Below are 23,674 nucleotides of genomic sequence, written 5' to 3'. Positions count from 1 at the left end.
GGCCCGGGCGAGGGCAGGACAGGCAGAGTGTGCCGCAGGACGGGGCCGTATGGCGAATGCGGACCGGATCGCGTCCCGCATCGTCGTTCTCGTTGCCGGAATCGGTGCCTATTGCGGGCGATGGCAGACCGCCTCGATGTTGTGTCCGTCCGGGTCCAGCACGAAGGCGCCGTAATAGTCGGGGTGGTAGTGCGGGCGCAGGCCGGGGGCGCCATTGTCGCGCCCGCCGGCGGCCAGCGCGGCAGCGTGGAAAGCGTCCACGTCGGCGCGGCTGTCCACCGCGAAGGCCACATGGGTATGCCGGCCGGGCGCAGGCGCGCCATCGTCGCCGAACCAGAAGAACGGCTTGCCGTCGCGTCCGAATCCAGCGGCGTTGCTGCTGCCGGTCATGTCCGCGGTGACCTCCATCGTCAGGCCGATGCCCAGCGGGGCCAGCGCCTGCGTGTAGAACGCCAGGCTGCGGGCGTAGTCGGAAACCGGGATGCCGATATGGTCGAGCATGTTCTCTTCTCGGGCTTGTCGGGAAATCGATCGGGTCGCTGCACGCCGGACCCGGTCGGGTCGGGAAGGGGTTCGGCATGTGCCCATCGGTGAATGATAGCGGCCCTCGACTGCGGGTCTTGCGAGCTTCGGAAGGGCGTGCGCGGAAGGCAGGAAATGCTAGAATGAGAATAGTTCCCATTTAAGCCGTATCGACCCGTGACCTTGAACGATTTGCCCCGCCGTACGACCGGCATCGTGGACTGCGTGCAGGAAATGCAGCCGGGCGACCACATCGCACGCCGCTTGCGCGAACTGGGTTTCGTCGCCGGCGAGCCGGTGCAGGTGATGGCCGGCGGCCCGTTCGGCGGCGATCCGCTGCTGGTCCAGGTCGGCTTCACCCGGTTCGCCCTGCGCAAGGCCGAAGCGGCGCGGGTGCGCCTGCGTGCCGGCAATGGCCAGGAGGCAGCATGAACGCGATGGCGGACATCCGGCGGCTGGCGCTGGTTGGCAATCCCAATTGCGGCAAGACCGCGTTGTTCAACCAGCTGACCGGTAGCCGGCAGAAGGTGGCCAACTACGCCGGCGTGACCGTGGAGCGCAAGGAAGGCCGCTTCCGCGGCGCCGACGGGCGCCAGTACACGTTGCTGGACCTGCCTGGCGCCTACAGCCTGAACGCGGCCAGCCTGGACGAGGCGATCACCCGCGACATGTGCCGCGGCTTCCTGCCCGGCGAGGCCGCGCCCGACGTGCTGGTCTGCGTGGTCGACGCCACCAACTTGCGCCTGCATCTGCGCTTTGCACTGGAAGTGCGCGAGCTGGGCCGGCCGATGGTGCTGGCGGTCAACATGATGGACGCCGCGCGCCGGCGCGGCATCGCCATTGACCTGGAGGCGCTGCAACGCGAACTGGGCGTGCCGGTGGTCGAGACGGTCGCGGTGAAGCACAACGGCGCGCGAGCGCTGGTTGAACAGGTCGACCGCATTGCTGCCGATCCGCGCCCGCCGCAAGTCGCGCTGGGTGAGGGCGCCGACCTGCATGCCGAAACCCGCCGCCTGCTGGCGCTGGCGGTGGCGATGCCCGCACGCACCGCGCGGATCGACGATGCGCTGGACCGCTGGCTGTTGCATCCGGTGTTCGGGTTGCTGGCGCTGGCGGTGGTGATGTTCCTGATCTTCCAGGCCGTGTACGCCTGGGCGACGCCGATGATGGACGCCATCGACGCCGGCACTGGCTGGCTCGGCGAAAGCGTCGCCGCGATCCTGCCCGAGGGGCCGCTGTCGAGCCTGCTGGTCGACGGCGTCATCGCCGGTCTCGGCGGCGTGGTGATCTTCCTGCCGCAGATCCTGATCCTGTTCGCTTTCATTCTGGCGCTGGAAGAAAGCGGTTATCTGCCGCGTGCGGCGTTCCTGCTCGACCGGATGATGGCGTCGGCCGGTCTGTCGGGACGCTCGTTCATCCCGCTGCTGTCCAGTTTCGCCTGCGCGATTCCCGGCATCATGGCCACGCGCAGCATCCAGGACCCGCGCGACCGGTTGGCGACCATCCTGGTGGCGCCGCTGATGACCTGTTCGGCGCGGCTGCCGGTGTACGCATTGCTGATCGGCGCCTTCGTGCCGCAGAAGCGGATCGGCATCTTCAACCAGCAGGGGCTGGTGCTGTTCGGGTTGTATGCGGTCGCCATCGCCAGCGCACTGCTGGTCGCCTGGGTGATGAAGAAATGGCGTCGCGACAAGGGCGAACATGCGTTGCTGCTGGAATTGCCGTCGTACCGCCTGCCGAATCCGCGCGACCTGCTGATCGGCCTGTGGGAGCGGGCGATGATCTTCCTCAAGCGGGTCGGCGGCATCATCCTGGCGCTGACCGTGTTGCTGTGGTTCCTGCTGTCGTTCCCGGCGGCGCCGGCCGATGCGGTCGGTCCGGCGATCGACTACAGCTTCGCCGGCCGCATCGGCCACGCGATGGCGGCGTTCTTCGCCCCGCTGGGCTTCAACTGGCAGATCTGCATCGCCCTGATCCCCGGCATGGCCGCGCGCGAGGTGGCGGTGTCCTCGCTGGCGACCGTCTACGCGCTGTCGGCGGTCGACGACGATGCCGCTACGCAGGCGTTGACGCCGCTGATCGGCGATGGCTGGTCGCTGGCCACCGGTCTGTCGCTGCTGGTCTGGTACATCTACGCGCCGATGTGCATCTCCACCCTGGCCACGATCAAGCGCGAAACCAATTCCTGGAAGCAGATGGGCTTTGCCACGCTGTACCTGTTCGCGCTGGCCTATGCCGCATCGCTGCTGACCTACCAGCTGGCGCGACTGCTGGGAGCGGGCTGACCGTCGTGCAACTGCCGCTGCCCCTGCAATACGCCATCATCGCCGTCGCGGTGGCGATCAGCGCGTGGGTGGTGGCCAGGAAGCAATTCCCGAATGCGTTGCGCAAGGCGCGGGTCGCCCTGGCCCTGCCGCTGCTGCGCGAAGGCCGGCCGGCCTGGTTGCATGCGGTCGGCCGCCGGATCGCGCCGCCTCCGGTTGCCCCTGCGTCCGGCTGCGGCGGTTGCGACAACTGCTCGGATTGAGTGGGGCAGTGGGGCCGGCCTGACGCTGCGATCCTGCGGCATGGAAAGCGTCGTCGCTGCAAAAACGCCACGCAAAAACAAGGCCCGCTTGCGCGGGCCTTGTCGGGTACAGCTGTGGAGCGCGTGGATTACTGATCCACGGCGTCCTTCACCTTGTCGGCGGCTTCGTCGGCTGCGTCCTTGACCGCATCGACGGCGGCGTCGGCGGCGTCGGCAGCGGCGTCGCTCATGGCTTCGCCAGCGTCGGCGGCAGCATCGGCAGCGGCGTCGGCGGCATCGGCAGTGGCATCGGCGGCATCGCTCATGGCTTCGCCGGTGGCGGCGGCAGCGTCGGTGGCGGTGTCGGCAGCGGCGTCGGCGGCAGCAGCAGCAGCGTCGGCGGCGTCGGCGGCGGTGTCGGCAGCAGCGTCAGCGGCGGCGGCAGCGTCTTCCTGCACGCCTTCGGCGGTGTTCTGGCAGGCGGCCAGCGCGAACACGGAGGCGGCCAGCAGGATCAGCAACTTGGTCTTCATGTTTCTCTCCAAAGGGTGGTTAGCAACAACTGGTTCAATCGTGATGGAACTGTAACGGCTCGGGCGCCGCGGCGCCCATAGCACCCTCCGTGGATCCTGGAAGGGCCGCCGACAATCGCCAGCGACCTTCCATATTACGTGGAAAACGCCTGTTCAGCCAAGAAATCGGCCCTGGCGGCTTTCCCGGTGGGTTGTCGACGACGCGCTTTTGCGCGTCGTCGACATGATCGCAAGCCGAAAGAAGCTGTCAAGCGTCCCGCTGGTTAGCTTCGTCAAGGATATGTGAAACCGGCATTCACGCCAGTTCGACCGCGATCGCGGTGGCCTCGCCGCCGCCGATGCACAGCGAGGCGATGCCGCGCTTGCCGCCGCGCTTGGCCATGGCGTTGAGCAGGGTCACCACCAGGCGGGCGCCGCTGGCGCCGATCGGGTGGCCCAGGGCGCAGGCGCCGCCATTGACGTTGACCTTGGCGTGCGGGATGCCGAGTTCCTTGATCGGGGCCATCGCGACCACGGCGAAGGCTTCGTTGATTTCGTACAGGTCGACCTCGTCGACACTCCAACCGACCTGCTTGAGCAGGGCGCCGATGGCGCTGACCGGGGCAGTGGTGAACCATTCCGGTTCGTGCGAATGAGTGGCATGACCGACGATCCGCGCCAGCGGCTTCAGCCCGCGCCTGGCGGCTTCGTCGGCACTCATCAGTACGGTGGCGGCGGCGCCATCGGAAATGCTGGACGAACTGGCCGCAGTGACGGTGCCGTCCTTCTTGAACGCCGGGCGCAGGGTCGGAATCTTGTCGATGTTCGACTTGCCGGGTTGTTCGTCGCTGGCGAATTCGACTTCGCCCTTGCGGGTGGCGACCTTGACCGGGGCGATCTCGCCGTCGAAGGCGCCGGAGGCCTGCGCCGCCTGCGCGCGCTTGACCGATTCGATGGCGAAGGCGTCCTGGTCCTCGCGGCTGAAGCCGTACTTCTCCACGGTGGCCTCGGCGAACACGCCCATGGCCTGGCCGTCGTAGGGATTGGTCAGGCCATCCCAGGACATGTGGTCGACCGCCTGGAAGTTGCCGTAGCGGTTGCCGGTGCGCGAGTTGGGGATCATGTGCGGCGCGTTGGTCATCGACTCCATGCCGCCGGCGACGACGACACTGACCGAGCCGGCCTTGATCAGGTCGTGGCCCAGCATGATCGCCTTCATGCCCGAGCCGCAGACCTTGTTGATGGTGGTGCAGCCGGCCGACTTCGGCAGGCCGGCCGCCAGCGAGGCCTGGCGTGCGGGCGCCTGGCCCAGATTGGCCGGCAGCACGCAGCCCATGATGACTTCGGAGACGTCGCCGGCAGGCACGCCGGACTGTTCCAGCGCGGCGGCGATGGCGGTGGCGCCCAGGGTCGGGGTGGGAACGCCGGTGAACTGGCCGAGAAACGAACCGATGGGGGTGCGCTTGGCGGCGACGATGACGACCTCGGACATGGGGGCTCTCCTCCAGGGGGTAAGACTCCAGATTATCGCGGCTGCGGCGGGGGCGGTAAACATGGACGTTGGTGCAAGCCGGATGCGGCACGCTTGCCCGGCCGAATCCAGTGCAGGCGTTGTGGTATACCGGCAGCCGGGCCGAATTAGGGAGGATCGGGAAATGGCGGTACGACACTTTGTTGCCACATTGGTGCGGTTTTCGCTGTTGCTGCCCCTGTTCAGCTTGATGGCCTGTGGTGGCGGTGGCGGGGGAGCCGTGCGCGCCGATCCGCCCCCTGCGGCGCCTCCGCCGACCCCTCCACCCACACCGCCGGTGGTGGAAGCACCGAACCCGGCCTACAGCCAGCATCTGGAGTGGACGAATACGTACGCGGCCCACGACGCTGGGTTCACCGGTGCCGGGGTACGCATCGGCATCGTCGACAGCGGCGTCAACCGCGACCATCCCGCGCTGTCGGACCGGGTGGTCGCCAACCTGACCTACATCAACGGCCAGGACAACGATCTGTCGGTTGACGACGTGGTCGAGCACGGCACGGCGGTGGCCCAGGCGGCGGCCGGCAGCGCCTTCGGGCAATGGCCGGGCGGAATCGCGCCGGGCGCGGAAATCGTGTCGGCGCGGATCATCAGCGACGACCCGCCGGAAGACGACGGCAGCGGCGAAGGCAACGAGGTCGATGGCGCCCTCGGCCTGGCGCCGATCCACCAGGACCTGATCGATCGTGGCGTCCGCATCATGAACAACTCCTGGGGCGGGCTGTACTGGACCAACCCGGCGGCTACCGCACCGATCGCTGCCGAGTACCGGCCGTTCATCGTCGGCAACGACGGGCTGGTGGTGTTCGCGGCCGGCAACGAATCGCGGGCCGATCCCAGCGACATGGCGGCGTTGCCCAGCCAGCCGGGAACCGGAGGCACCCGCCCGGCGGCCGATCTGGAGCGCGGCTGGCTGACGGTGGTGGCGCTGGATGCGGACAGTCCGAACGCGCTGGCCAGTTATTCCAACGCCTGCGGCATCGCCATGCACTATTGCCTGGCCGCGCCCGGAACCGTGGTGGTCACCGGCACCGACGATCCGCCGACAGCTCCGGAATACTGGCGCTGGTCGGGCACCTCGCTGGCCGCGCCGCTGGTATCCGGCGCCGCTGCGCTGGTCTGGGAGGCCTTTCCCTATTTCGACAACGATCTGGTCCGGCAGACTTTGCTGGGCACGGCGACCGACCTTGGCGATCCGGGCGTGGATGCGGTGTTCGGCTACGGCTCGCTAGACGTCGGTCGTGCAGTCAACGGCCCCGGGCGCTTCGACTGGGGCGACGTGACCGCCGATTTCGACGCCATCACTTCGACCTGGGGCAACGACATCACCGGCGATGGCGGCCTGATCAAGCGCGGCAGCGGGATTCTGGTGCTGAGCGGCAGTAGCGATTATCTCGGCGATACCCAGGTTCTGGATGGAACGCTGCAGTTGAGCGGAGCGCTGCAGAATTCCTCGATCCGCATTGGCGCTGCGGGCACGTTGTCCGGCGATGGATCGACGGGCGGGGACGTGGACAACCAGGGCACGCTGGCGCTGGACGGTGGCGGCCCGATGCGTATCGGCGGCGATTACCTGCAAGGCGCCGACGCGCGTTTGGCATTGCTGCTGCCGAACAGCCTGCAGATCGATGGCGCGGCGACGCTGCAGGGCGGCGATCTGCAGGTGCTCGGTGTGGTGGACGGTTACGTGGCCACGGCGCGCGAAGAGGTACTGGTCGCGCAGGGAGGGTTGACCGGCCGGTTCGACAGCGTCGGTGCGGCCACCGGCGTATTCCTCGAGGCGACGGCCGGTTACGACGCCAGCAGCGCCTGGCTGGACATCAGCCGTCTGGATGTTTCGGCGACGGCCAAGGCGATGAAGGGCATCAGCCGCGCCTCGCAGTCCGCCGCCGACCGGATCGAAGCCGCCTTCGATCGCGTCGATGCAGCGGAACAGGGGGGCGAGGTAGCCGATGCGGGGTTCCTCGAGATGGCAGGCCGCTTCCAGACGGCATCGAACGAAGTCGAGGCGCTGGCGTCGTTGCGCAGCCTGTCCGGCGAGTTGCACGCTGCCGCCGATGCGGCCGGAGTGGAGGCGCTGGAGGCGCGGCGGCGGGCCCTGTCCGCGCGCCTCGATGCGCTGGCTGGCCAGCCGTTGCTGCAGGGCGCCTGGTATCGCGACCTGGGGGGTCCCGGCCAGGGCGTTGCGGGCTTCCAGATGAATGGCTGGGTGCTGGGCCAGGACCAGCGACTCGGCGAAGGGTTCGTCGTCGGCCTGGCCTTTGGCGAGAACCGGCTGGATGGCTACCGCAACGACAGCGCCGGTCGCAGCCGCGACCGCCAGACCCAGGCGGAAATGTACCTGGGCAAGGTGTTCGGACGGATGCAGGTTCTCGGCCAGTTGTCACTGGGCCGATACGAGCGACAGCTGCGTCGTGAATTGATGCTGGGCGACGAACGCGAAGGCGTGGCCAGCGAATATGCCGGCGATTTTGTCCGTGCCGACCTCGAGTTCGGCTATCGCTTCGGCGATGGCGCCAGCCACGTGGTGCCGTATCTGGGTGCGGGCTATCTGGAAATGGGCCGCGGCGGTTTCGCCGAGTCCGACGCCGGCGGCTTCGGCCTGCGGGCGAATGCCGACACTCTGGAAAGCGTCCGTGCCGTCGCCGGATTGCGCGCCCGTCGCGACTGGGGTCAGGTCGGCGGGCGCGGCTTGTCGTTGCGCGGCTATGCTGAATGGCTGCAGTCGTTCGGCGACGATCCGGTGCAGCGGCAGGCCAGCTTCACCGGCGTCGAAGCGTGGTCGCCGTTGCAGGGCGACCAGGCACTGTACGGAGGTCGCGTTGGTCTCGGGCTGGATGCCTGGCTGACGCCGGCCTCGTCGCTGTCGTTCGGTTACGACCAACGCTTCGGCGGCGGCGATGCCGTGCGCGGGGTTTCGCTGCGTTACCGCCACGGGTTCTGACGGAGGCGGCGCAGGCAGGTATTCGATACGCGGGAGGGACAGGGTGACGACAGGAACCGGGGACGAAACGCGTCCCTTCGTGGTGCCGTGCGCGCGGTTACGGTTCGATGCGCCGTGGCGTTGGCTGGTGGCCGGATGGCGCGATTACCGGCGTGCGCCGGGCCTGTCGCTGCTGTTCGGGGTGGTGATCGCGCTGCTGAGCCTGGCGATCTCGTGGCTGGGCTGGAAGATGGGCCGCTTCGCCCTGCTCGCCACCCTGCTGTCGGGATTCGTGTTCGTGGCGCCGCTGCTGTGCGTGGGGCTGTACTGCGTCAGCCGCGGACTGGAGCGCGGGCGCACGCCGAAGCTGCGCGATTCCTTCGTGCTGGCCTGCCGGGTGGTCGGCCAGGCCGGCATCTTCGCGCTCGGGCAGGGGGTGATCATCCTGTTGTGGGCGCGGGCGGGCATGATGCTCAGCGCCTTCTTCCCGCTGGACGGGGAAGGCGCAAGCGCGTTGTGGGAATACCTGGCCATCGGTTCGGCGATCGGCGCGGTGTTCGCCTGGCTGACCTTCGCCATTTCCGCGTTTTCGCTGCCGATGATCGCCGACCGCGACGTCGACATGGTCACCGCCGGCGTCTCCAGCGTGAACGCGGTGCTGCGCAACAAGGGGGTGATGGCGCTGTGGGGCCTGCTGTTGCTGGCGCTGACCGTGCTGGGCTTCGCCACCGCCCTGCTGGGGCTGGTCGTCATCATGCCGTGGCTGGCCTATTCGGCCTGGCATGCCTACCGCGAAACCCTGGATGCCTCGTCGTGGCCGGAGCTGGGCTAGTCGCGGATCAGTCGCGTTCGGCGAACAGTTCGCGGCCGATCAGCATGCGCCGGATCTCGTTGGTGCCGGCGCCGATCGCGTACAGCTTGGCGTCGCGCAGCAGCCGGCCGGTGGCGAATTCGTTGATGTAGCCGTTGCCACCCAGCGCCTGGATCGCTTCCAGCGCCACCTGCACCGCCGCTTCCGAGGCATGCAGCAGGCAGGCCGCGGCGTCGGTGCGCGAATGGCGGCCGGCGTCGAAATCGCGCGCCACCTGGTAGGCGAAGGCGCGGCTGGACTGCAGCGCGGTGTACATGTCGGCCAGCTTGGCCTGCATGATGCCGAAGCTGCCGATCGGCGCGTCGAACTGGCGGCGTTCGCGCACATAGGGCAGGGCGATGTCCAGCGCCGCCTGCATCAGCCCCAGCGGGCCGCCGCTCAGCACCAGGCGCTCGGTGTTCAGGCCGCCCATCAGCACGCGCACGCCCTGGTTGACTTCGCCCAGCACGTTTTCGGCCGGGATCGCGCAATCCTCGAACACCAGCTCGCAGGTGTTGCTGCCGCGCATGCCCAGCTTGTCCAGTTTCTGCGCGGTGGAAAATCCCGGCATGCCCTTCTCGACGATGAAGGCGGTCATGCAGCGGCTGCCGGCGTCGCGGCCGGCGGTGCGCATGTAGACGATCAGCACGTCGGCCTCGGGGCCGTTGGTGATCCACATCTTGTTGCCGTTGGCGATCCAGACGCCGTCGCGGAGCTCGGCGCGACAAGTCATCGACCCGACCACGTCCGAACCGGCGCCCGGTTCGCTCATCGCCAGCGCACCCTTCCATTCGCCGCTGCACAGTCGCGGCAGGTATTTGCGGCGCTGCTCGGGGTTGCCGTTGAGGTACAGGTTGGACACGCACAGGTTGGAATGCGCGCCGTAGCTCAGGCCGACCGAACCGGAGGCGCGGGAAATCTCCTCCATCGCCACCAGATGGGCCAGGTAGCCCATCTCGCTGCCGCCGTACTCGCCGGGCAGGGTGATGCCCAGCAGGCCCATCTCGCCCAGCTTGGGCCACAGGTCCTGCGGAAAGGCGTTGTCGTGGTCGATCTGCGCGGCGCGCGGGGCGATTTCGGTGTCGGCGAAACGGCGCACCGCCTCGCGCAGCGCGTCGGTGTCCTCGTTGATGGCGAAAGCCCGCATCCTGTCCCCTTGGTCCGTATCTTCTGAAACTATCGGACACGGACTCTACCGGAAAACTCCGTCATTCCGTGTTGCGCGGCGGGAAAATCCGCCGCTGCTGCGTACGAATCGCTCAGTGCGCGCCGCGCAGGTGGCCGACGAAGCGCGGGGCGGTGCGGCCCAGCGGCAGCTTCAGCTTGCCGATCGACGCGATCCGCGCCTCGGCCAGGCGGTCGGCGGCGTACTGCGGCGCGATGTCCTCGCGCTCGGCCAGGTCGAAGATTTCGTTGGCCGTGTGGTAGATGTTGCGCATCAGCCGCATCGCGCGCTCGCGGTTGTAGCCGTCGATCTCCAGCGAGACGTTCATCACCCCGCCGGCGTTGATCGCGTAGTCCGGCGCGTACAGGATGCCGCGCTTGGCCGCCTCGATGCCGGTGGCGTGCGACATCTGGTTGTTGGCGGTGCCGCAGATCACCTTGGCCTTCAGCCGCGGCAGGGTCTGTTCGTTGATCGCGTATTCGAACGCGCACGGTGCGAACACGTCGACATTGGCGTCGTAGATGTCGTCGGGCTTGGCCGCCTCGGCGCCGAATTCCTCCACCGCGCGCTCGACCCGCTCGGGGTCAAGATCGGAGACGATCAGCTTGGCGCCGCGCTCGCCGATCAACTTGGCGAATTCCATGCCGATGTGGCCCAAGCCTTGCACGGCGATGCTGCGCTGGTCCAGGTCCTCGTTGCCGAACTTGCGGTTCAGCGCGGCCATCAGGCCCTGCATCGCACCGTAGGCGGTGAACGGCGCCGGGTCGCCGGAGCCGCCATGCACCTGGTGCACGCCGACCACGTATTCGGTTTCGCGATAGACGTGTTCCATGTCGGCGACGTCGGTGCCGACATCCTCGGCGGTGATGTAGCGCCCGGCCAGCGAATCGACGTAACGGCCGAAGCCGCGGAACAGCGCCTCGGTCTTGTCCTGCTGCGGGTCGCCGATGATCACCGCCTTGCCGCCGCCGACGTTCAGCCCCGCCAGCGCGTTCTTGTAGGTCATCGTGCGGCTCAGCCGCAGCGCGTCGCGCAGCGCGTCCTCCTCGCTGGCGTAGGGGCGCATGCGCACGCCGCCCAGCGCCGGGCCCAGCACCGTGCTGTGGATCGCGATGATGGCCTTCAGGCCGATGTCGGGGTTGTGGCAGAACACGACATGCTCGTGTCCCGAGGTCGCCAGGGTGTCGAAGATCATGGGGGTGGCTCCGATTCTGCGCCGCATCGATGGCGGCACGAAGTGGCAGAACTTTACCTAACCGGCTGATGGAAAAGAAAAAAGCGACGTTGCCGTGGTGCGGCGGTCACGTCGCGCGGGCCTAGTCTAAAGCAATCGCCGCGCGCGGGTGCAAGACCGCACGATCACGGCCCGGCCGCTACAATCGTGACCGGAATTGCAACGGGAGGATTGCAATGGTCATGCAGGCCGACACGGCCCCGGCGCGGCAGCACGCCGCAACGCCGCTGCGATTCGTCACTGCGGCCAGCCTGTTCGACGGTCACGACGCGGCGATCAACATCATGCGCCGGCTGATCCAGGCCCAGGGCGCGGAAGTCATCCACCTGGGCCACAACCGCAGCGTCGAGGACGTGGTCCGCGCGGCGTTGCAGGAAGACGCCGACGCCATCGCGCTGTCGTCCTACCAGGGCGGGCACGTCGAGTACTTCAAGTACATGGTCGACATGCTGAAGGAGAAGGGCGCGCCGCATGTGCGCGTGTTCGGCGGCGGCGGCGGCACCATCACCCCGGAAGAGATCCGCGAGCTGCAGGACTACGGCGTCGAGCGCATCTACCACCCCGACGACGGCATGAAGCTGGGGCTGGTGGAAATGATCGAAGACGTGGTCGCGCGCGCATCCGCCTCGCGCGATGCCATAGGGCGGGCCCAGGCCCGCCACCTTTCTTCTTCCTTATCTCTCGCCGACGAAGTTCCCCGCATCGACGACGAGATCGCCATCGGCCAGGCGATATCCGCCATCGAGGACGGACAGCTTTCCGAAGCGGAACTGTCGCGCCTGCGCAAGCAATGGCAACTGGCCGCCGGCAAGACCCCGGTGGTCGGCCTGACCGGCACCGGTGGCGCCGGCAAGTCCAGCGTCACCGACGAACTGCTCAACCGCTTCCTGTCCAGCTTCCCGGCCATGCGCATCGCGGTGGTCTCGGTCGACCCGACCCGCCGCCGCAGCGGCGGTGCGCTGCTCGGCGACCGCATCCGCATGAACTCGCTGCGCAGCCATCGCGTGTACATGCGCTCGATGGCCACGCGCCGGCAGAACGTGGCCACCAACGCGGTGCTGCGCGACTGCATCGGCCTGCTGAAATCGCTGGGCTTCGATCTGGTCATCGTCGAGACTGCCGGCATCGGCCAGAGCGATTCGGAGATCGTCGACCTGGTCGATTTCCCCATCTACGTGATGACCAGCGACTACGGCGCGGCCAGCCAGCTGGAGAAGATCGACATGCTCGACTTCGCAGAGCTTGTGGTGCTGAACAAGTACGATCGCCGCGGCGCCGAGGACGCCCTGCGCGACGTGCGCAAGCAGTGGAAGCGCAACCGCAACGCCTTCCAGGCCAGCGACGACGACATCCCGGTCTATCCGACCATCGCCAGCCAGTTCAACGACCCCGGCGTCAGCTGGATGTTCGCCAGCCTGTGCCGCCTGCTGCGCCAGAAGCTGCATGTTGTAGGAGCGGCGCCAGCCGCGACCAGCGGAACCACGGTGGTCGCAGGAGATGAAAGCCTCGCGGCTCACGCCGCTCCTGCCGGGACGGGAACGGCGCGCTGCGACTTTCATCCGGCCATCGACACCACGCTGAAGGAACCGCGCGCCACCGTGCTGATCCCCGGCAGCCGGGTGCGCTACCTGGCCGAGATCGCCGAACAGGGCCGCGGCATCAATCGCCGCATCGACAGCGAAGCCGAAGTCGCCAGCTGCGCCCAGCACTGCTGGCAGGCGCTGAAGGAATTGGACGACCCGGCTCTGCCGAAAGCGCTGGAGCTGTACCCACCGGAAGCCCTGCTTCCCTCGCAAGACATCGTAGGGCGGGCCCCGGCCCGCCATGCAGGTGCGAATGAGGTGGTCGACGGCGGGCCTGGGCCCGCACTACAGGCCGACCGCAGCCTGCTGACCCTGCGCCAGCGCTACAACGACGCCATCCAGTCGCTGTCGTCCGATGCGCTCAAGCTGCTGCGCGAATGGCCGGCGCGGCGGCAGGCGGTGACCGACCCGGTCAACCAATACCAGGTGCGCGGCAAGGCCATCCGCATCGACAACTACACCACCTCGCTCAGCCAGCAGCAGATCCCCAAGATCGCGCCGCCGCCGTATGCCGGCTGGGGCGAACTGCTGCACTTCCTGCAGAAGGAAAACCTGCCCGGCAGCTACCCGTACACCGGCGGCGTGTATCCGTATCGCCGCACCGGCGAAGACCCCATCCGCATGTTCGCCGGCGAAGGCACGCCGGAGCGCACCAACCGCCGCTTCCATTACCTCAGCGCCGGGCAGCCGGCCGTGCGCCTGTCCACCGCCTTCGACAGCGTCACCCTGTACGGCGAAGACCCGGCGCCGCGCCCGGACATCTACGGCAAGATCGGCAACTCCGGGGTCAATATCCCCACCTTGGACGACATGAAGAAGCTGTACTCCGGCTTCGACCTGTGCGCGCCGACCACCAGCGTGTCGATGACCATCAACGGCCCGGCGCCGATGATCCTGGCGATGTTCATGAACACCGCCATCGACCAGCAGGTGGAGAAATACCTGAAGGAAGACGACGCGCGCTGGGCCGAGGCGCAAGCGAAGATCGAAAAATTCTTCGCCGGCCGCGAGCGTCCGCAATACCACGGTGAATTGCCGCCCGGCAACGATGGCCTTGGCCTGGCCCTGCTGGGCATGACCGGCGAGCAACTGGTCGATGCCGACACCTACGCCCGGATCAAGGCCCAGACCCTGGCCAGCGTGCGCGGCACCGTGCAGGCGGACATTCTCAAGGAAGACCAGGCGCAGAACACCTGCATCTTCAGCACCGAGTTCGCCCTGCGCATGATGGGCGACATCCAGCAGTACTTCGTCGACCACGGCGTGCGCAACTTCTACTCGGTCAGCATCAGCGGCTACCACATCGCCGAGGCCGGGGCCAACCCGATCAGCCAGTTGGCCTTCACCCTGTCCAACGGCTTCACCATCGTCGAGTACTACCTGGCGCGCGGGATGAAGATCGACGACTTCGCGCCCAACCTGTCGTTCTTCTTCAGCAACGGCATGGACCCGGAATACACGGTGATCGGCCGGGTCGCGCGGCGCATCTGGGCGCGCGCCATGCGCGAACGCTACGGCGCCAGCGCCCGCAGCCAGATGCTCAAGTACCACATCCAGACCAGCGGCCGCAGCCTGCACGCGCAGGAAATCCAGTTCAACGACATCCGCACCACGCTGCAGGCGTTGTACGCGCTGTTCGACAACTGCAACAGCCTGCACACCAACGCCTACGACGAGGCCATCACCACCCCCACCGAGGAATCGGTGCGCCGTGCGGTGGCCATCCAGATGATCATCAACAAGGAGCTGGGGCTGAACTTCAACGAGAATCCCTGGCAGGGCAGCTTCATCGTCGAGCAGTTGACCGATATCGTCGAAGAGGCGGTGTACAAGGAGTTCGAGGCCATCAGCGAGCGCGGCGGGGTGCTGGGGGCCATGGACACCATGTACCAGCGCGGCAAGATCCAGGAAGAGAGCCTGTACTACGAGCACAAGAAGCACGACGGCAGCCTGCCGCTGGTGGGGGTCAATACCTTCCTGCCGCGCGAGCACGGCGGCGAGATCGCCACCGAGATCGAGCTGATCCGCAGCACGCAGGCGGAAAAGGCCCAGCAGATCGCCAACGTGCGCGGCTGGCAGTCGCTACGCAACCGGCTGGCGCCGGAGGGGGAAACCGGCCACGGCCACGTGGTCGAGGACGCCACAGTCGAGGGAGAGGTGCACGACGGCCACGGGCTGGCGTATCTTCAGGACACGGCGCGGCGGCGGGGCAACGTGTTCGAGGCGCTGGTGGAAGCGGTCAAGACGCATAGCCTGGGGCAGATCAGCCATGCGTTGTATGACGTGGGTGGGGAATATCGCCGCAACATGTAGATGATGCCGAAGCTTGCAGATCAGATTCGGGAAGCATTGATGGCGTTCGCCTTTGCACTTTTCGAGCGCGAGGCATTGCTGGATGAACTCGTCAACGGACAAGACGATGGAGCGTCTGGTGAGTGATCGTGGACCGTTGCTGGTGGCCGAGGCGGGGCCGCCGTATCGCGCCGTGCCCGAAGGCGATGCCATTGCCGCATGGCTGGACTTGATGGAGACAGTGGAAGCGTTGTGCCCGACGGCTCCCATGCCGGAGCCGACGATTTATCGGGATTGCCGATTGTAGTTGCTGGGCTGTCTCAGGTGGCAGCAGGGTATTTGGTGGCCAATGCTTGCGAGATCAGATGGCGCTTTGCAGCAGGAATGCATTCTTCTCCATAGGTGAACCATTCGCAGCCACGGCCCATCGGGGTGAAGACGAACATGTCGGAGGCCTTGCCTGACTCCGTTTTTCCGACCCACCAGCCAGGCAGAGCCAATGCCGGCACGACATGGATGGCCTCGCCCAGGCTTTCACGCAGGAAGCTGGAAAGGTATCTGGCCTGGCGCCGGGATTGCTCAATCGGTTTCCGGCTAGTGAAGTCGCTGAACTTCAATGTGTCCCCATCGAACTCGACCTTGGCCGGCGTGCCGGCTGGCAAGTTCTTTGGCTTGCGGAAGGACTTCGTTTCCACCGCATACACGCCGCGCGGGGCAATTACGACATGGTCGATGTTGAACTCGCCGCAAGGGAGGTCGTGCATCACGATGCATCCATGCGCGAATAGGCGATTGAGCTGCATGCCGGTGACGCGTTCGGCCAGCAGGCCATCGCGTGCCTGTTCTCTGCGTCTGGAGTGACGCTGGTATTTCCAGAAGCCGTATCCGAAGAAAAACACCCACCCAACGAGGAAGATCAATTCACTCGTGCCGAATCGAACTTGTGTCCAGTCGATTCGCATCGTGGCCCAGATCAGGAACAGCATGGGCAAGGCGAGGATCATGACATCAACGCCGAAACCGGCCTCATCGCCGGCCTTGTTGATGCGATCCTGTATCTGTTGCCCAGGTACATTCCCGATTTGTCTGCCGTGTAGTGGCGAACGCCGTTGCTGCCGCTCGCGCATTATCTTGAGTGCAAGAACAATGACGATGGTGATGAGCGCCGAGCCAATGAATACGGCGTGGCCAATGAAGTATTGCCACTTCATGCGGATTTCTCTCGTCGTTTCCGTGCCTTCTTCGGCTTTTCCGCTGGCAGCAGGCTGGTCAGTGCCTGGTAGCGCTCGAACAGGAAGGCCACGCGTTCGGCGTCGGTGGACAGTTTGGGCGGCTTGCGGCCGGCGGTTTTTTCGGCGGCGATGTAGGCGTTGTCAACGGCCTTGTCGAGTTGCTGGTGGGCCTTGACCAGTGCCGGGGGCATGGTCAGCGGGTCGTACAGGTCGGCCAGGGTGGCGTCGGGGAACCGGGCGCGGGCATCCAGCACGCTCTGGGCGGCGGTTTCGATGGTGGTGCGCAATTTGTTTTCCCCTGTAGGAGCGGCGTCAACCGCGACCCCGGCAGCTGTCGCGGCTGACGCCGCTCCTACAGGGCTGGCTGTCGGCAAATCCGGCCAAGGGAAGTTGTTGTAGACGATTGTATTTGAGTAGCTGAAATCGCTTTTCAGCCGACCGCAAACGGCGCGCACCCATGCCATGTGCATGGCACTGCTCAGGATGCCGAAGTGGTATGGGGTGGCATCCGGAACGAACTGAATTTTATTGCTGCAGATCACTTCCTTGGCAAGAAATGCAATGGGAATGTAATCGCGTCGCTCCGACGATACCTCCGGAATTGCGAGATAGTCCGAATCCTGCTGCGCGATCTGCCTGAAGCGGGTGGGGTATTTGGCGTACTCGCGCGTGGAAGAGGCCTTGCTTGCCAACCGGCTTTTCTTGACGGCCTCCACCCGTTTCATCACCTCCGGAAGTGCCTTCAACTCCTGGGGCGTCGCATCATTGAGCCACAGGCAGTAGCGCTCGATTCCATTGATGAAGTCGCCACCACTCATATAGCGCCTTGCGAATTTCGCAGCCCCCGGCTCCGATGCCAGCAGCTCGTCGCGCTCTTCGGGAGAAAGAATGAGGTGCCCACCATCCGTCGGCTTGTTTCCCCACGACATCTTCGGAACGTCACAGATCGGAAGTGACCTGTTGGTGACGACCACATCCGGCGCATCGACCAAGTAAGGGTTGATGTTGGTGGCCGTTGTCTCCTGAGCTTCGCCCCGGATGTCCTGGTAGTCGAAGAGCCGCTTGGGCGAGATGTCGCAGTTCGCGAATCCGACGATGACGCAATGCACCGCGGCGACTCCACGTGCTTCGTTGTTCCACTGGAAGGTGCGGTGTGCAAAGAAAATTCGCGCGCCCCTGGAGAGAAGCAGCGGCCACAACAGGCCAACCTGCTCACCTTGGGTGATCGAGTTTGTCGATACGAACGCCACCCGCACGCCGTCGTCCCCGCGCAGGCGGGGATCCATGGACGTTGCGGGCGCGGGAGCCAAAGTCACTGGATGACCAGCGCTCCGCGCTGTTGAAGGGCGATTCCCGCTTTCGCGGGAATGACGGGGGTTGAGATATTCGGTGGCCTTGACGTACCAGTTCGCCACGAAATCGATGACGCCATTGCCCCGGATTTCGTGCATGACACGGGCCTGGTCGGCCTTCTGTTCCGCGTTCTGATAATGGTGACCAATGAACGGCGGATTCCCGAGGATGTAATCCAGTTCCTCCGCCGGAATCACATCGTTCCAGTCGATCCGCAGGGCATTGCCGTGCACGATGGCGGCGGATTTCTTCAGCGGCAGGCGCACCACGTTTTCGCCGAACTGTTCGGACACGCGCAGGTTCATCTGGTGGTCCATCAGCCACATCGCCACCTGTGCGATCTGTGCGGGGAACTCCTCAATCTCGATGCCATGGAACTGGTCCACGTCCACCAGGACATGGTCCTGCACGTGCGCCAGCAACGATTGCTGGGTGGCGAACTGGCGCTTCAGTACCTCCAGCTCCAGCTCGCGCAGTTCGCGGTAGGCAATGACCAGGAAGTTGCCGCAGCCGCAGGCCGGGTCCAGGAACTTCAGCGATGCCAACGTGCGGTGCAGCCGTGCCAGCTTCCTTTCGTCGTTGCCGGCTTTCGCCAGTTCGTCCTTCAGACCATCCAGGAACAGTGGGCCGATCAGCTTGAGGATGTTCTTTTCGCTGGTGTAATGCGCGCCCAGGTTGCGGCGGGCCTTGGCATCCATCACCGACTGGAACATCGAGCCGAAGATGGCCGGGCTGATGCGGCTCCAGTCCAGCGTACTGGCGTCCAGCAGCAGGGTGCGCATGGCGGCGTTGAAATCCGCCAGCGGCAAGGCTTCCTCGAACAACTTGCCGTTGACGTAGGGCAACTCGGACAATTGCTCGTCCAGTGTCTTCTGTCGTTTTTCCGGCGGGGTGTTCAACACCTGGAACAGCCGCGCGATCCACAGGCCGAGGTCGGCACCGTCTTCCGAGGTGCGTTGCGAGATCAGGTCATGGAAGGCCTGCCGCGGGAAGATGCCGGTATCGTCGGCAAACAGGCAGAACAGCAGCCGCACAAGCAGCAGTTCCAGCGGGTGGCCGTCGTAGCCGGCGGCCTTGAGTGCGTCGTGCAGCTTGCCCATGCGCTCGGCGGCCTGCACGTTGACCGGGTCTTCTTCCTTGTAGCGGCGGGTCTGGTAGCCGCTGATGAAGCCGAAGCGGCCGATTTCCCTGTGCAGGTCCGCCAGGGCAAACTCCACCGGCGCGGCATCGCCGTCCAGGTCGTGCAGGCGGAAGCGCTGGAAATCCGAGACCAGCACGTAGCGGGGCAGTTCGTCGTCGGCGATGCCGGCGAAATAGTCGGTGGCCTGTTGGTAGGCGGCATCCAGATCGACCCCGGCGCTCTTGTGTTCGGCCAGCATCACCCCCGGCCAGAACACGTCGATGCGGCCATGCTTGCTGCCGGAGAACCGTTGGGCCTTCTGCTCGAACACCGCCACCCGGCGGCGGTTGACGCCAAAGACGTTGAAGAATTCGTTCCAGAAGCTCTGCGCTTCGGCACGCTCGCTGGTTTCGTCGGCCCACTCCTTGGCGAATGCCCGCGCCCGGTCCCTGATTTCGTTGATGCTGAGCGGCATGCCGATCCCCTTTTCGGAGAGCATACGACACCGCAGACATGGGGACAGGATGGTCGGGGGACTATGTCCGGTGGCGGGGTGGGTTCGATCCGGGTCTGCCGCTGCAAGTCGCAACCCGCGCAAGGCGGGCTTGAGCCCGCCCTACGGACACCATGATTTCGGCATCCGATATTGTTGTCGTAGGGTGGGCCCTGGCCCACCATCGCCGGGCGATGCGGTGGGGCGGATCGAGAGAATCGCGGCCTGAGCCATTCGGCACATTCGGCTTTGGTGGTTCCCCCTGCGGGTGCCGGGAATCTCCGGCACCGGATAAAGATCGCAGGCCGGACCGGCACGGCGGGCATCCGCGATTTCCTACAGCCGATCACGGTATTTCCCTACCCATCGTCGAGGCGTTGCCCTGCGGTCATGGCGGCAGGGGCCATTGCACTGTGCCGGGGTCCGGATGTGCCGGGCATCACTTCACATGGAATGCATAAGGAGTTTGCCGTGAGCCAGAACCTGTTGTCGTTGACCCTGACCGATGAAGACATGACCGCCATCAACGCGGCCCTGACCGAACTGGAAGCCCGCCTGATCGGCCTGCTGGCGCTGGACAACGCCACCCGCCGCCAGATCACCAAGATGGGCGACAAGTCCGAGGCGTTCGTGCGCCAGACCATGACCGTGCTGGAACAGAACCCCGACATCGTGCCGCCGGCGCTGGGTCTGGCCGAGGCACAGGCCGATCTGGTGGCGCTGGACCGCCTGCGCCCGCTGCAAACCCGGCTGCAACGCCTGCTGGAACGCGTGTCCGACTCGGAAATGGCGCTGGGCAGCGACCTGATGAGCGTCGCCCTGGAAGGCTATGGCCTGCTCAAGGTGTCCGGGCGCAATCGCGGGCTGGAGGGCGCGGTCGAAGCCCTGGGCGCCCGCTTTTCCCACAGTTCGCGGCGCACGGCGGAACAACCCGCCACCTGAGCCGTGACCGGCCGGGGCCGGGGGCGCCTGTTCCGCCACGGGAACCGGCCCCCGAACCCGGCCTGCGGGGCTTTTTGCCCCGCGCACCGGGAAAACCTGCCCGCCCACCGGCCCCGACAGCCGGCGCTCCGCCCGAATCGGCCCGCCCGCCGGCCTCCGAACCCCGCGCTTCGACCTATTTGCCCCGCCGCCGCCCCGAATTTCCCCGCGCACGGCTCTCCGAAGCCCGCCCGCCGAGCAAAAAGGCCCGCCCGCCAAGCAAATAGGCCCGCCGCCCGAGCAAAAAGGCCCGTTCGCCGAGCAAATAGGCCGACGCACGGGCTTCCAGGCCCGGCCCGCCGAGCTTTTTTCCTGGCCGGCCGAGCAAATAGGTCCGCCCACCGAGCAAAAAGGCCCGAGCGCCGAGCTAAAAGGTCCGTCCGCCGAGCAAATAGCCCGGCCCGCGGAGAAAATATCTCCGCCGTTGGACAAATTTTGTCCAAATCGCAACCCGCGCAAGGCGGGGCTGAGCCGGCCCTGCGACACTGGCCTTCGTCCACACGGTCTGGCGCGGAAAATCCGCCGCCAGCACGCACTTCACGCGCCATGCACATAGTCCAATGCGGCCTTAAGGCACATCCGCCAATCGGCACGAACGCCGCTATATTCCCGATTCCCCCGACGCAGGAGAATTGGATATGTCCCTCACCAAACAGCACCGGGCGATGGCGCGCCTGATCGGCGTGGCGCTCGTCGCTTCCCTGGGCCTGAGCGCCTGCGCCACCTACGACGACGACTTCGCACGGATCAACTCGCGCCTGGATTCGCTCGACACGCGGGTGCAGGGCGCGGCCCAGAGTGCGGAATCGGCCAATCAGTCCGCGCAGCAAGCCAACCAGCGGCTGGATGCGCTGGAAGGCCGCGTCCAGCAGATCGAATCGGCCCCGCGGCGCGTGCCGCGCGGTTGATCCGGTCGGACCGTGCCGGGACCCGGTGGCCTTGGCTGGCCAGCGGTCCCGGCGCGCCACCTTTCTTTCCCGGGAGTCCTCCCATCGGTACATCCACACGCCTTGCGATGCGGGTCGCCCACGGTGCGCTGCTGCTGGCGCTGGCGTCGGCCAGCGTCGGCGTGGCCAATGCCAGGCAGGCCGCCACGCAAGCGGTCGCCGCGGTCGATCTGCTTCCGCCGGACCAGGAGGTCTCCGACACGGTGATCGAGCTTGCGGGCTGGGTCATCGCGTCCAACGACAGTCAGGGCTATCCGTTCGCGGTCATCGACAAGGCCGCCGCGCAGGTTCTGGTGTTCGGCGGCGATGGCCGGCTTCGCGGCGCGGCCCCCGGTCTGTTCGGCTCGGCGGTCGGCGACCATTCCGCGCCCGGCGTCGCCGGTCTCGCGCTGCGCGAGATTCCGGGCCGGGACCGCACCACGCCGGCCGGACGCTTCGTGGGCGGTTTCGGTCCATCGATCGACGCGGGACGCGTGTTGTGGGTGGACTACGATTCCGCGGTCTCCCTGCACCCGACCGCGACGGGTGTCCCTGCCGAGCGACGCGTCGAACGCCTCGCATCGCCTTCGCCGGACGACAACCGTATCACCCATGGGTGCATCAATGTCGCGCCCGAGTTCTACGAGCAGATCCTCAGTCCGACGTTCGAGCGGGGCGGGGTGTTCTACATCCTGCCGGACACGGCGCCGATGGCGGAGACCTTCCCCGGGTTCGCGCAAGGTCGCGTGGCGCAGCGCAACGATTAGGGTGCGCACGGCTTGTCCGCCTTTCGCCATCGAAGCGGCAAGGCAGGGATCTGAACAGACTTTCCGAGGCCCGTTGGGCCGCGATGCGACTGTCCCCCGCGGCTCATCTTCCCCCGGCCCCAACGTCTGCGCCCGCTGCGAATCGATCGCCCTGCCGCTGTTCAACCATTGGGCCGTTTGGCGCATCTGGATAGAGGTGTTGTCGACCGTTCGAGGTGTGGAGATGGCTGTTTGCAGATCGTGGTGCGTCTGGGTGTTGCTGTGCGCGGTGGGTTTGCCGATGCCGGCGCGGGCGGTGGAGCCCGCACCGGAAGAGGCGAAAGTGATGATGCTGGGCGTGTTCCATTTCGCCAATCCGGGCCGCGACATGGTCAAGTCGAAGGTGATCGACGTGACGACGGCCGACAACCAGGCCTATCTGGCGGCGCTGGCCACGCGGTTGGCGGCGTTCCAGCCGACCGATGTGCTGATCGAGTGCGAGCGGTCGGCGCAACCCCGGCACGATGCGGCGTATGCGGCCTACCGCGACGATGGCGCGGCGCTGGACGTCAATGAAACCCACCAGATCGGTTTTCGCGTGGCCAGGGAAGCCGGACTGGGTGGCGTGACCTGCTTCGACGAGGGCGAGGTGCAGTGGAAGGGTGGGGCGCTGTTCGACTACATCGCCGCGCATGACCCCGACCTCAAGGCGGCGCTGGATGCGGAACTCGCGTCGCTGTCGGCGCGTGAAACCCGCGAGCAGACCACGTTGCCGTTGCCCGAGCTGCTGCGCCTGGCCAACAACCCGGAACGGGAGCGGGAGAACAAGGACCTGTATCTCGAGACGAACGACGTGGATGCCGGGGGCGGATTCGTCGGCGCCGACGCCTCGGCGAGCTGGTGGCATCGCAACTTCCGCATGTACGCCAACGTGCAGCAGGCCGCCGCGCCGGGGCGGCGCGTGCTGGTGATCGCCGGCTCCGGCCATACCGCCATCCTCAAGGACTTGCTGGCGATCGACGGGCAGCGCCAGGCCGAGGACGTGGTGCCTTACCTGATGCCCTGAAAGGCGTGGGCCACGGGGCGGAAAAGCAACAACGCGCAAGGCGGGCTTGAGCCCGCCCTGCGGACACCATGCTTCCGGCGTCCGCTGCATCGATGCGTTGTCGCAGGGTGGGCCCCGGTCCACCATGCCGGTGATGCGGTGCAGCGGATCGGGAGAATCGCGGCCTGAGCCACTTGGCGCATTCGGCTAGCGGTACGCGCCCGGCCCGCGCCAGACCAGATCGCCGCGGTGATAGACGCGGACCACGGTGACCACCTTGCGCGCGTCGCCGATGCTGTCCAGCTCCGGGTCGTTCGGTTCCGCCAGCCGGCAGCCGCCCGAGCCGCGGCGCAGGGCGATCTCCAGCGGACAGACCATGAACTGCCGCATGCCCGGAAGCGGGAACGAAATCTCGGTCATGCCTTCATCGCGCCAGCCGCGCAGGCGGTTTTCGTTGCGCAGGTCGTAGACGATCTGGTAGCCGCCCACCTGCATGCTCGGCTCGGCCGCGTGGATGTCCTGCCCGTAGCCTTCGCTGCGCGCCGAACCCTGCGCCCGGCCGGCGTCGGTGGGGGTGTCGGTCTGCGCCAGCATGCCCGGCGGCCGGCCCCACAACTCGGGACGGCGCCGGGCATGCTGGCGCAGACCGACACCCCCACC

19 protein-coding genes and 1 pseudogene are annotated in these 23,674 nt (G+C 66.5%); 12 read left to right on the top strand and 8 right to left on the bottom strand.

Annotated features, from left to right (window positions below; all coding sequences use genetic code 11):
* Positions 1-108 precede the first annotated feature (108 nt).
* On the bottom strand, positions 109-501 hold the full coding sequence (locus CSC70_RS13055; RefSeq protein WP_162457086.1) for a VOC family protein: 393 nt from the start codon (positions 499-501) through the stop codon (positions 109-111).
* Positions 502-699: 198 nt separating this feature from the next.
* Here CSC70_RS13055 and CSC70_RS13050 point away from each other — a divergent pair, with 198 nt between their 5' ends.
* From CSC70_RS13050 to CSC70_RS13040, 3 genes are read left to right on the top strand one after another with little or no spacing between them, the layout of a single operon-like run.
* Positions 700-954: a FeoA family protein gene (locus tag CSC70_RS13050; protein ID WP_162457085.1), complete on the top strand. Its 255-nt coding sequence runs from the start codon at positions 700-702 to the stop codon at positions 952-954.
* Positions 951-2,807 carry a ferrous iron transporter B gene (gene feoB / locus CSC70_RS13045; RefSeq protein ID WP_162457084.1) on the top strand — a complete coding sequence of 619 codons (1,857 nt, stop codon included), beginning with the start codon at positions 951-953 and terminating at the stop codon, positions 2,805-2,807. The genes CSC70_RS13050 and feoB overlap by 4 nt, the downstream gene beginning before the upstream one ends.
* Positions 2,808-2,818: 11 nt before the next feature.
* The gene (locus tag CSC70_RS13040) at positions 2,819-3,049 is read left to right on the top strand and encodes a DUF6587 family protein (protein ID WP_425501586.1); all 231 of its coding nucleotides are present in this window, start codon (positions 2,819-2,821) and stop codon (positions 3,047-3,049) included.
* Positions 3,050-3,177: 128 nt separating this feature from the next.
* Here the strand turns inward: CSC70_RS13040 and CSC70_RS13035 are convergent, their stop codons facing one another.
* Together CSC70_RS13035 and CSC70_RS13030 are read right to left on the bottom strand one after the other, a co-directional pair.
* Positions 3,178-3,561 carry a hypothetical protein gene (locus tag CSC70_RS13035; RefSeq protein WP_162457082.1) on the bottom strand — a complete coding sequence of 128 codons (384 nt, stop codon included), beginning with the start codon at positions 3,559-3,561 and terminating at the stop codon, positions 3,178-3,180.
* 295 nt (positions 3,562-3,856) lie between these two features.
* Positions 3,857-5,032, bottom strand: coding sequence for a thiolase family protein (locus tag CSC70_RS13030; protein ID WP_162457081.1), 1,176 nt, complete (start codon positions 5,030-5,032; stop codon positions 3,857-3,859).
* A 163-nt stretch (positions 5,033-5,195) separates the two neighbouring features.
* Here CSC70_RS13030 and CSC70_RS13025 point away from each other — a divergent pair, with 163 nt between their 5' ends.
* Positions 5,196-8,015 (top strand): S8 family serine peptidase, encoded by a 2,820-nt coding sequence (locus tag CSC70_RS13025; protein ID WP_162457080.1) that lies wholly within the window; start codon positions 5,196-5,198, stop codon positions 8,013-8,015.
* 43 nt (positions 8,016-8,058) lie between these two features.
* Positions 8,059-8,826, top strand: a complete 768-nt coding sequence (locus CSC70_RS13020; RefSeq protein ID WP_162457079.1) for a DUF2189 domain-containing protein — start codon at positions 8,059-8,061, stop codon at positions 8,824-8,826.
* A gap of 7 nt (positions 8,827-8,833) precedes the next feature.
* On the opposite strand, the gene CSC70_RS13015 is transcribed toward CSC70_RS13020, so the two are convergent.
* Together CSC70_RS13015 and CSC70_RS13010 are read right to left on the bottom strand one after the other, a co-directional pair.
* The gene (locus CSC70_RS13015) at positions 8,834-9,991 is read right to left on the bottom strand and encodes an isovaleryl-CoA dehydrogenase (protein ID WP_162457078.1); all 1,158 of its coding nucleotides are present in this window, start codon (positions 9,989-9,991) and stop codon (positions 8,834-8,836) included.
* A 112-nt stretch (positions 9,992-10,103) separates the two neighbouring features.
* Entirely contained in the window at positions 10,104-11,204 is a 1,101-nt protein-coding gene (locus tag CSC70_RS13010) for a Glu/Leu/Phe/Val dehydrogenase dimerization domain-containing protein (protein ID WP_162457077.1), read from the bottom strand.
* A 221-nt stretch (positions 11,205-11,425) separates the two neighbouring features.
* Between CSC70_RS13010 and CSC70_RS13005 the strand changes: the two genes are divergently transcribed.
* Genes CSC70_RS13005 through CSC70_RS13000 form a run of 3 tightly spaced genes read left to right on the top strand, consistent with a single transcriptional unit; the run spans position 11,426 to position 15,425 of the window.
* Positions 11,426-15,139 carry a methylmalonyl-CoA mutase family protein gene (locus CSC70_RS13005; protein ID WP_246189432.1) on the top strand — a complete coding sequence of 1,238 codons (3,714 nt, stop codon included), beginning with the start codon at positions 11,426-11,428 and terminating at the stop codon, positions 15,137-15,139.
* A 3-nt stretch (positions 15,140-15,142) separates the two neighbouring features.
* Positions 15,143-15,265: a hypothetical protein gene (locus tag CSC70_RS14830; protein ID WP_281349623.1), complete on the top strand. Its 123-nt coding sequence runs from the start codon at positions 15,143-15,145 to the stop codon at positions 15,263-15,265.
* The gene (locus tag CSC70_RS13000; RefSeq protein WP_162457075.1) at positions 15,246-15,425 is read left to right on the top strand and encodes a hypothetical protein; all 180 of its coding nucleotides are present in this window, start codon (positions 15,246-15,248) and stop codon (positions 15,423-15,425) included. Before CSC70_RS14830 ends, CSC70_RS13000 begins: the two co-directional genes overlap by 20 nt.
* A 13-nt stretch (positions 15,426-15,438) precedes the next feature.
* Here CSC70_RS13000 and CSC70_RS12995 read toward each other — a convergent pair whose 3' ends face one another.
* Together CSC70_RS12995 and CSC70_RS14620 are read right to left on the bottom strand one after the other, a co-directional pair.
* On the bottom strand, positions 15,439-16,329 hold the full coding sequence (locus CSC70_RS12995; RefSeq protein WP_162457074.1) for a nuclease-related domain-containing protein: 891 nt from the start codon (positions 16,327-16,329) through the stop codon (positions 15,439-15,441).
* A complete protein-coding gene (locus tag CSC70_RS14620) occupies positions 16,326-19,298 on the bottom strand; it encodes a DNA methyltransferase (RefSeq protein ID WP_343038783.1) in 2,973 nt (990 codons plus the stop codon). The genes CSC70_RS12995 and CSC70_RS14620 overlap by 4 nt, the downstream gene beginning before the upstream one ends.
* 489 nt (positions 19,299-19,787) lie before the next feature.
* Between CSC70_RS14620 and CSC70_RS12985 the strand changes: the two genes are divergently transcribed.
* From CSC70_RS12985 to CSC70_RS12970, 4 genes are all read left to right on the top strand, one after another.
* On the top strand, positions 19,788-20,258 hold the full coding sequence (locus CSC70_RS12985; RefSeq protein WP_162457073.1) for a hypothetical protein: 471 nt from the start codon (positions 19,788-19,790) through the stop codon (positions 20,256-20,258).
* A 677-nt stretch (positions 20,259-20,935) separates the two neighbouring features.
* Positions 20,936-21,205: a hypothetical protein gene (locus tag CSC70_RS12980; protein WP_162457072.1), complete on the top strand. Its 270-nt coding sequence runs from the start codon at positions 20,936-20,938 to the stop codon at positions 21,203-21,205.
* 134 nt (positions 21,206-21,339) lie between these two features.
* The gene (locus CSC70_RS12975; RefSeq protein ID WP_162457139.1) at positions 21,340-21,990 is read left to right on the top strand and encodes a hypothetical protein; all 651 of its coding nucleotides are present in this window, start codon (positions 21,340-21,342) and stop codon (positions 21,988-21,990) included.
* A gap of 223 nt (positions 21,991-22,213) precedes the next feature.
* Positions 22,214-23,035, top strand: coding sequence for a DUF5694 domain-containing protein (locus CSC70_RS12970; RefSeq protein WP_162457071.1), 822 nt, complete (start codon positions 22,214-22,216; stop codon positions 23,033-23,035).
* 186 nt (positions 23,036-23,221) lie between these two features.
* Here CSC70_RS12970 and CSC70_RS12965 read toward each other — a convergent pair.
* Positions 23,222-23,674 (bottom strand): annotated as a pseudogene (locus tag CSC70_RS12965) (hypothetical protein); the annotation flags it as partial.

The sequence above is a fragment of the Pseudoxanthomonas kalamensis DSM 18571 genome (assembly GCF_010211745.1).
Lineage (GTDB): Bacteria > Pseudomonadota > Gammaproteobacteria > Xanthomonadales > Xanthomonadaceae > Pseudoxanthomonas_A > Pseudoxanthomonas_A kalamensis.
This window is presented reverse-complemented; position numbering and strand designations above follow the sequence as displayed.

Bases quoted from the DNA above. Each gene is read 5' to 3' on its own strand.
- CSC70_RS13010 (WP_162457077.1), bottom strand. From the start codon at position 11,204: ATGATCTTCGACACCCTGGCGACCTCGGGACACGAGCATGTCGTGTTC.
- feoB (WP_162457084.1), top strand. From the start codon at position 951: ATGAACGCGATGGCGGACATCCGGCGGCTGGCGCTGGTTGGCAATCCC.
- CSC70_RS13055 (WP_162457086.1), bottom strand. From the start codon at position 501: ATGCTCGACCATATCGGCATCCCGGTTTCCGACTACGCCCGCAGCCTG.
- CSC70_RS14830 (WP_281349623.1), top strand. From the start codon at position 15,143: ATGCCGAAGCTTGCAGATCAGATTCGGGAAGCATTGATGGCGTTCGCC.
- CSC70_RS14620 (WP_343038783.1), bottom strand. From the start codon at position 19,298: ATGCCGCTCAGCATCAACGAAATCAGGGACCGGGCGCGGGCATTCGCC.
- CSC70_RS13030 (WP_162457081.1), bottom strand. From the start codon at position 5,032: ATGTCCGAGGTCGTCATCGTCGCCGCCAAGCGCACCCCCATCGGTTCG.
- CSC70_RS12970 (WP_162457071.1), top strand. From the start codon at position 22,214: ATGGCTGTTTGCAGATCGTGGTGCGTCTGGGTGTTGCTGTGCGCGGTG.
- CSC70_RS13015 (WP_162457078.1), bottom strand. From the start codon at position 9,991: ATGCGGGCTTTCGCCATCAACGAGGACACCGACGCGCTGCGCGAGGCG.
- CSC70_RS13025 (WP_162457080.1), top strand. From the start codon at position 5,196: ATGGCGGTACGACACTTTGTTGCCACATTGGTGCGGTTTTCGCTGTTG.
- CSC70_RS12995 (WP_162457074.1), bottom strand. From the start codon at position 16,329: ATGAAGTGGCAATACTTCATTGGCCACGCCGTATTCATTGGCTCGGCG.
- CSC70_RS13005 (WP_246189432.1), top strand. From the start codon at position 11,426: ATGCAGGCCGACACGGCCCCGGCGCGGCAGCACGCCGCAACGCCGCTG.
- CSC70_RS13035 (WP_162457082.1), bottom strand. From the start codon at position 3,561: ATGAAGACCAAGTTGCTGATCCTGCTGGCCGCCTCCGTGTTCGCGCTG.
- CSC70_RS12980 (WP_162457072.1), top strand. From the start codon at position 20,936: ATGTCCCTCACCAAACAGCACCGGGCGATGGCGCGCCTGATCGGCGTG.
- CSC70_RS13000 (WP_162457075.1), top strand. From the start codon at position 15,246: ATGGAGCGTCTGGTGAGTGATCGTGGACCGTTGCTGGTGGCCGAGGCG.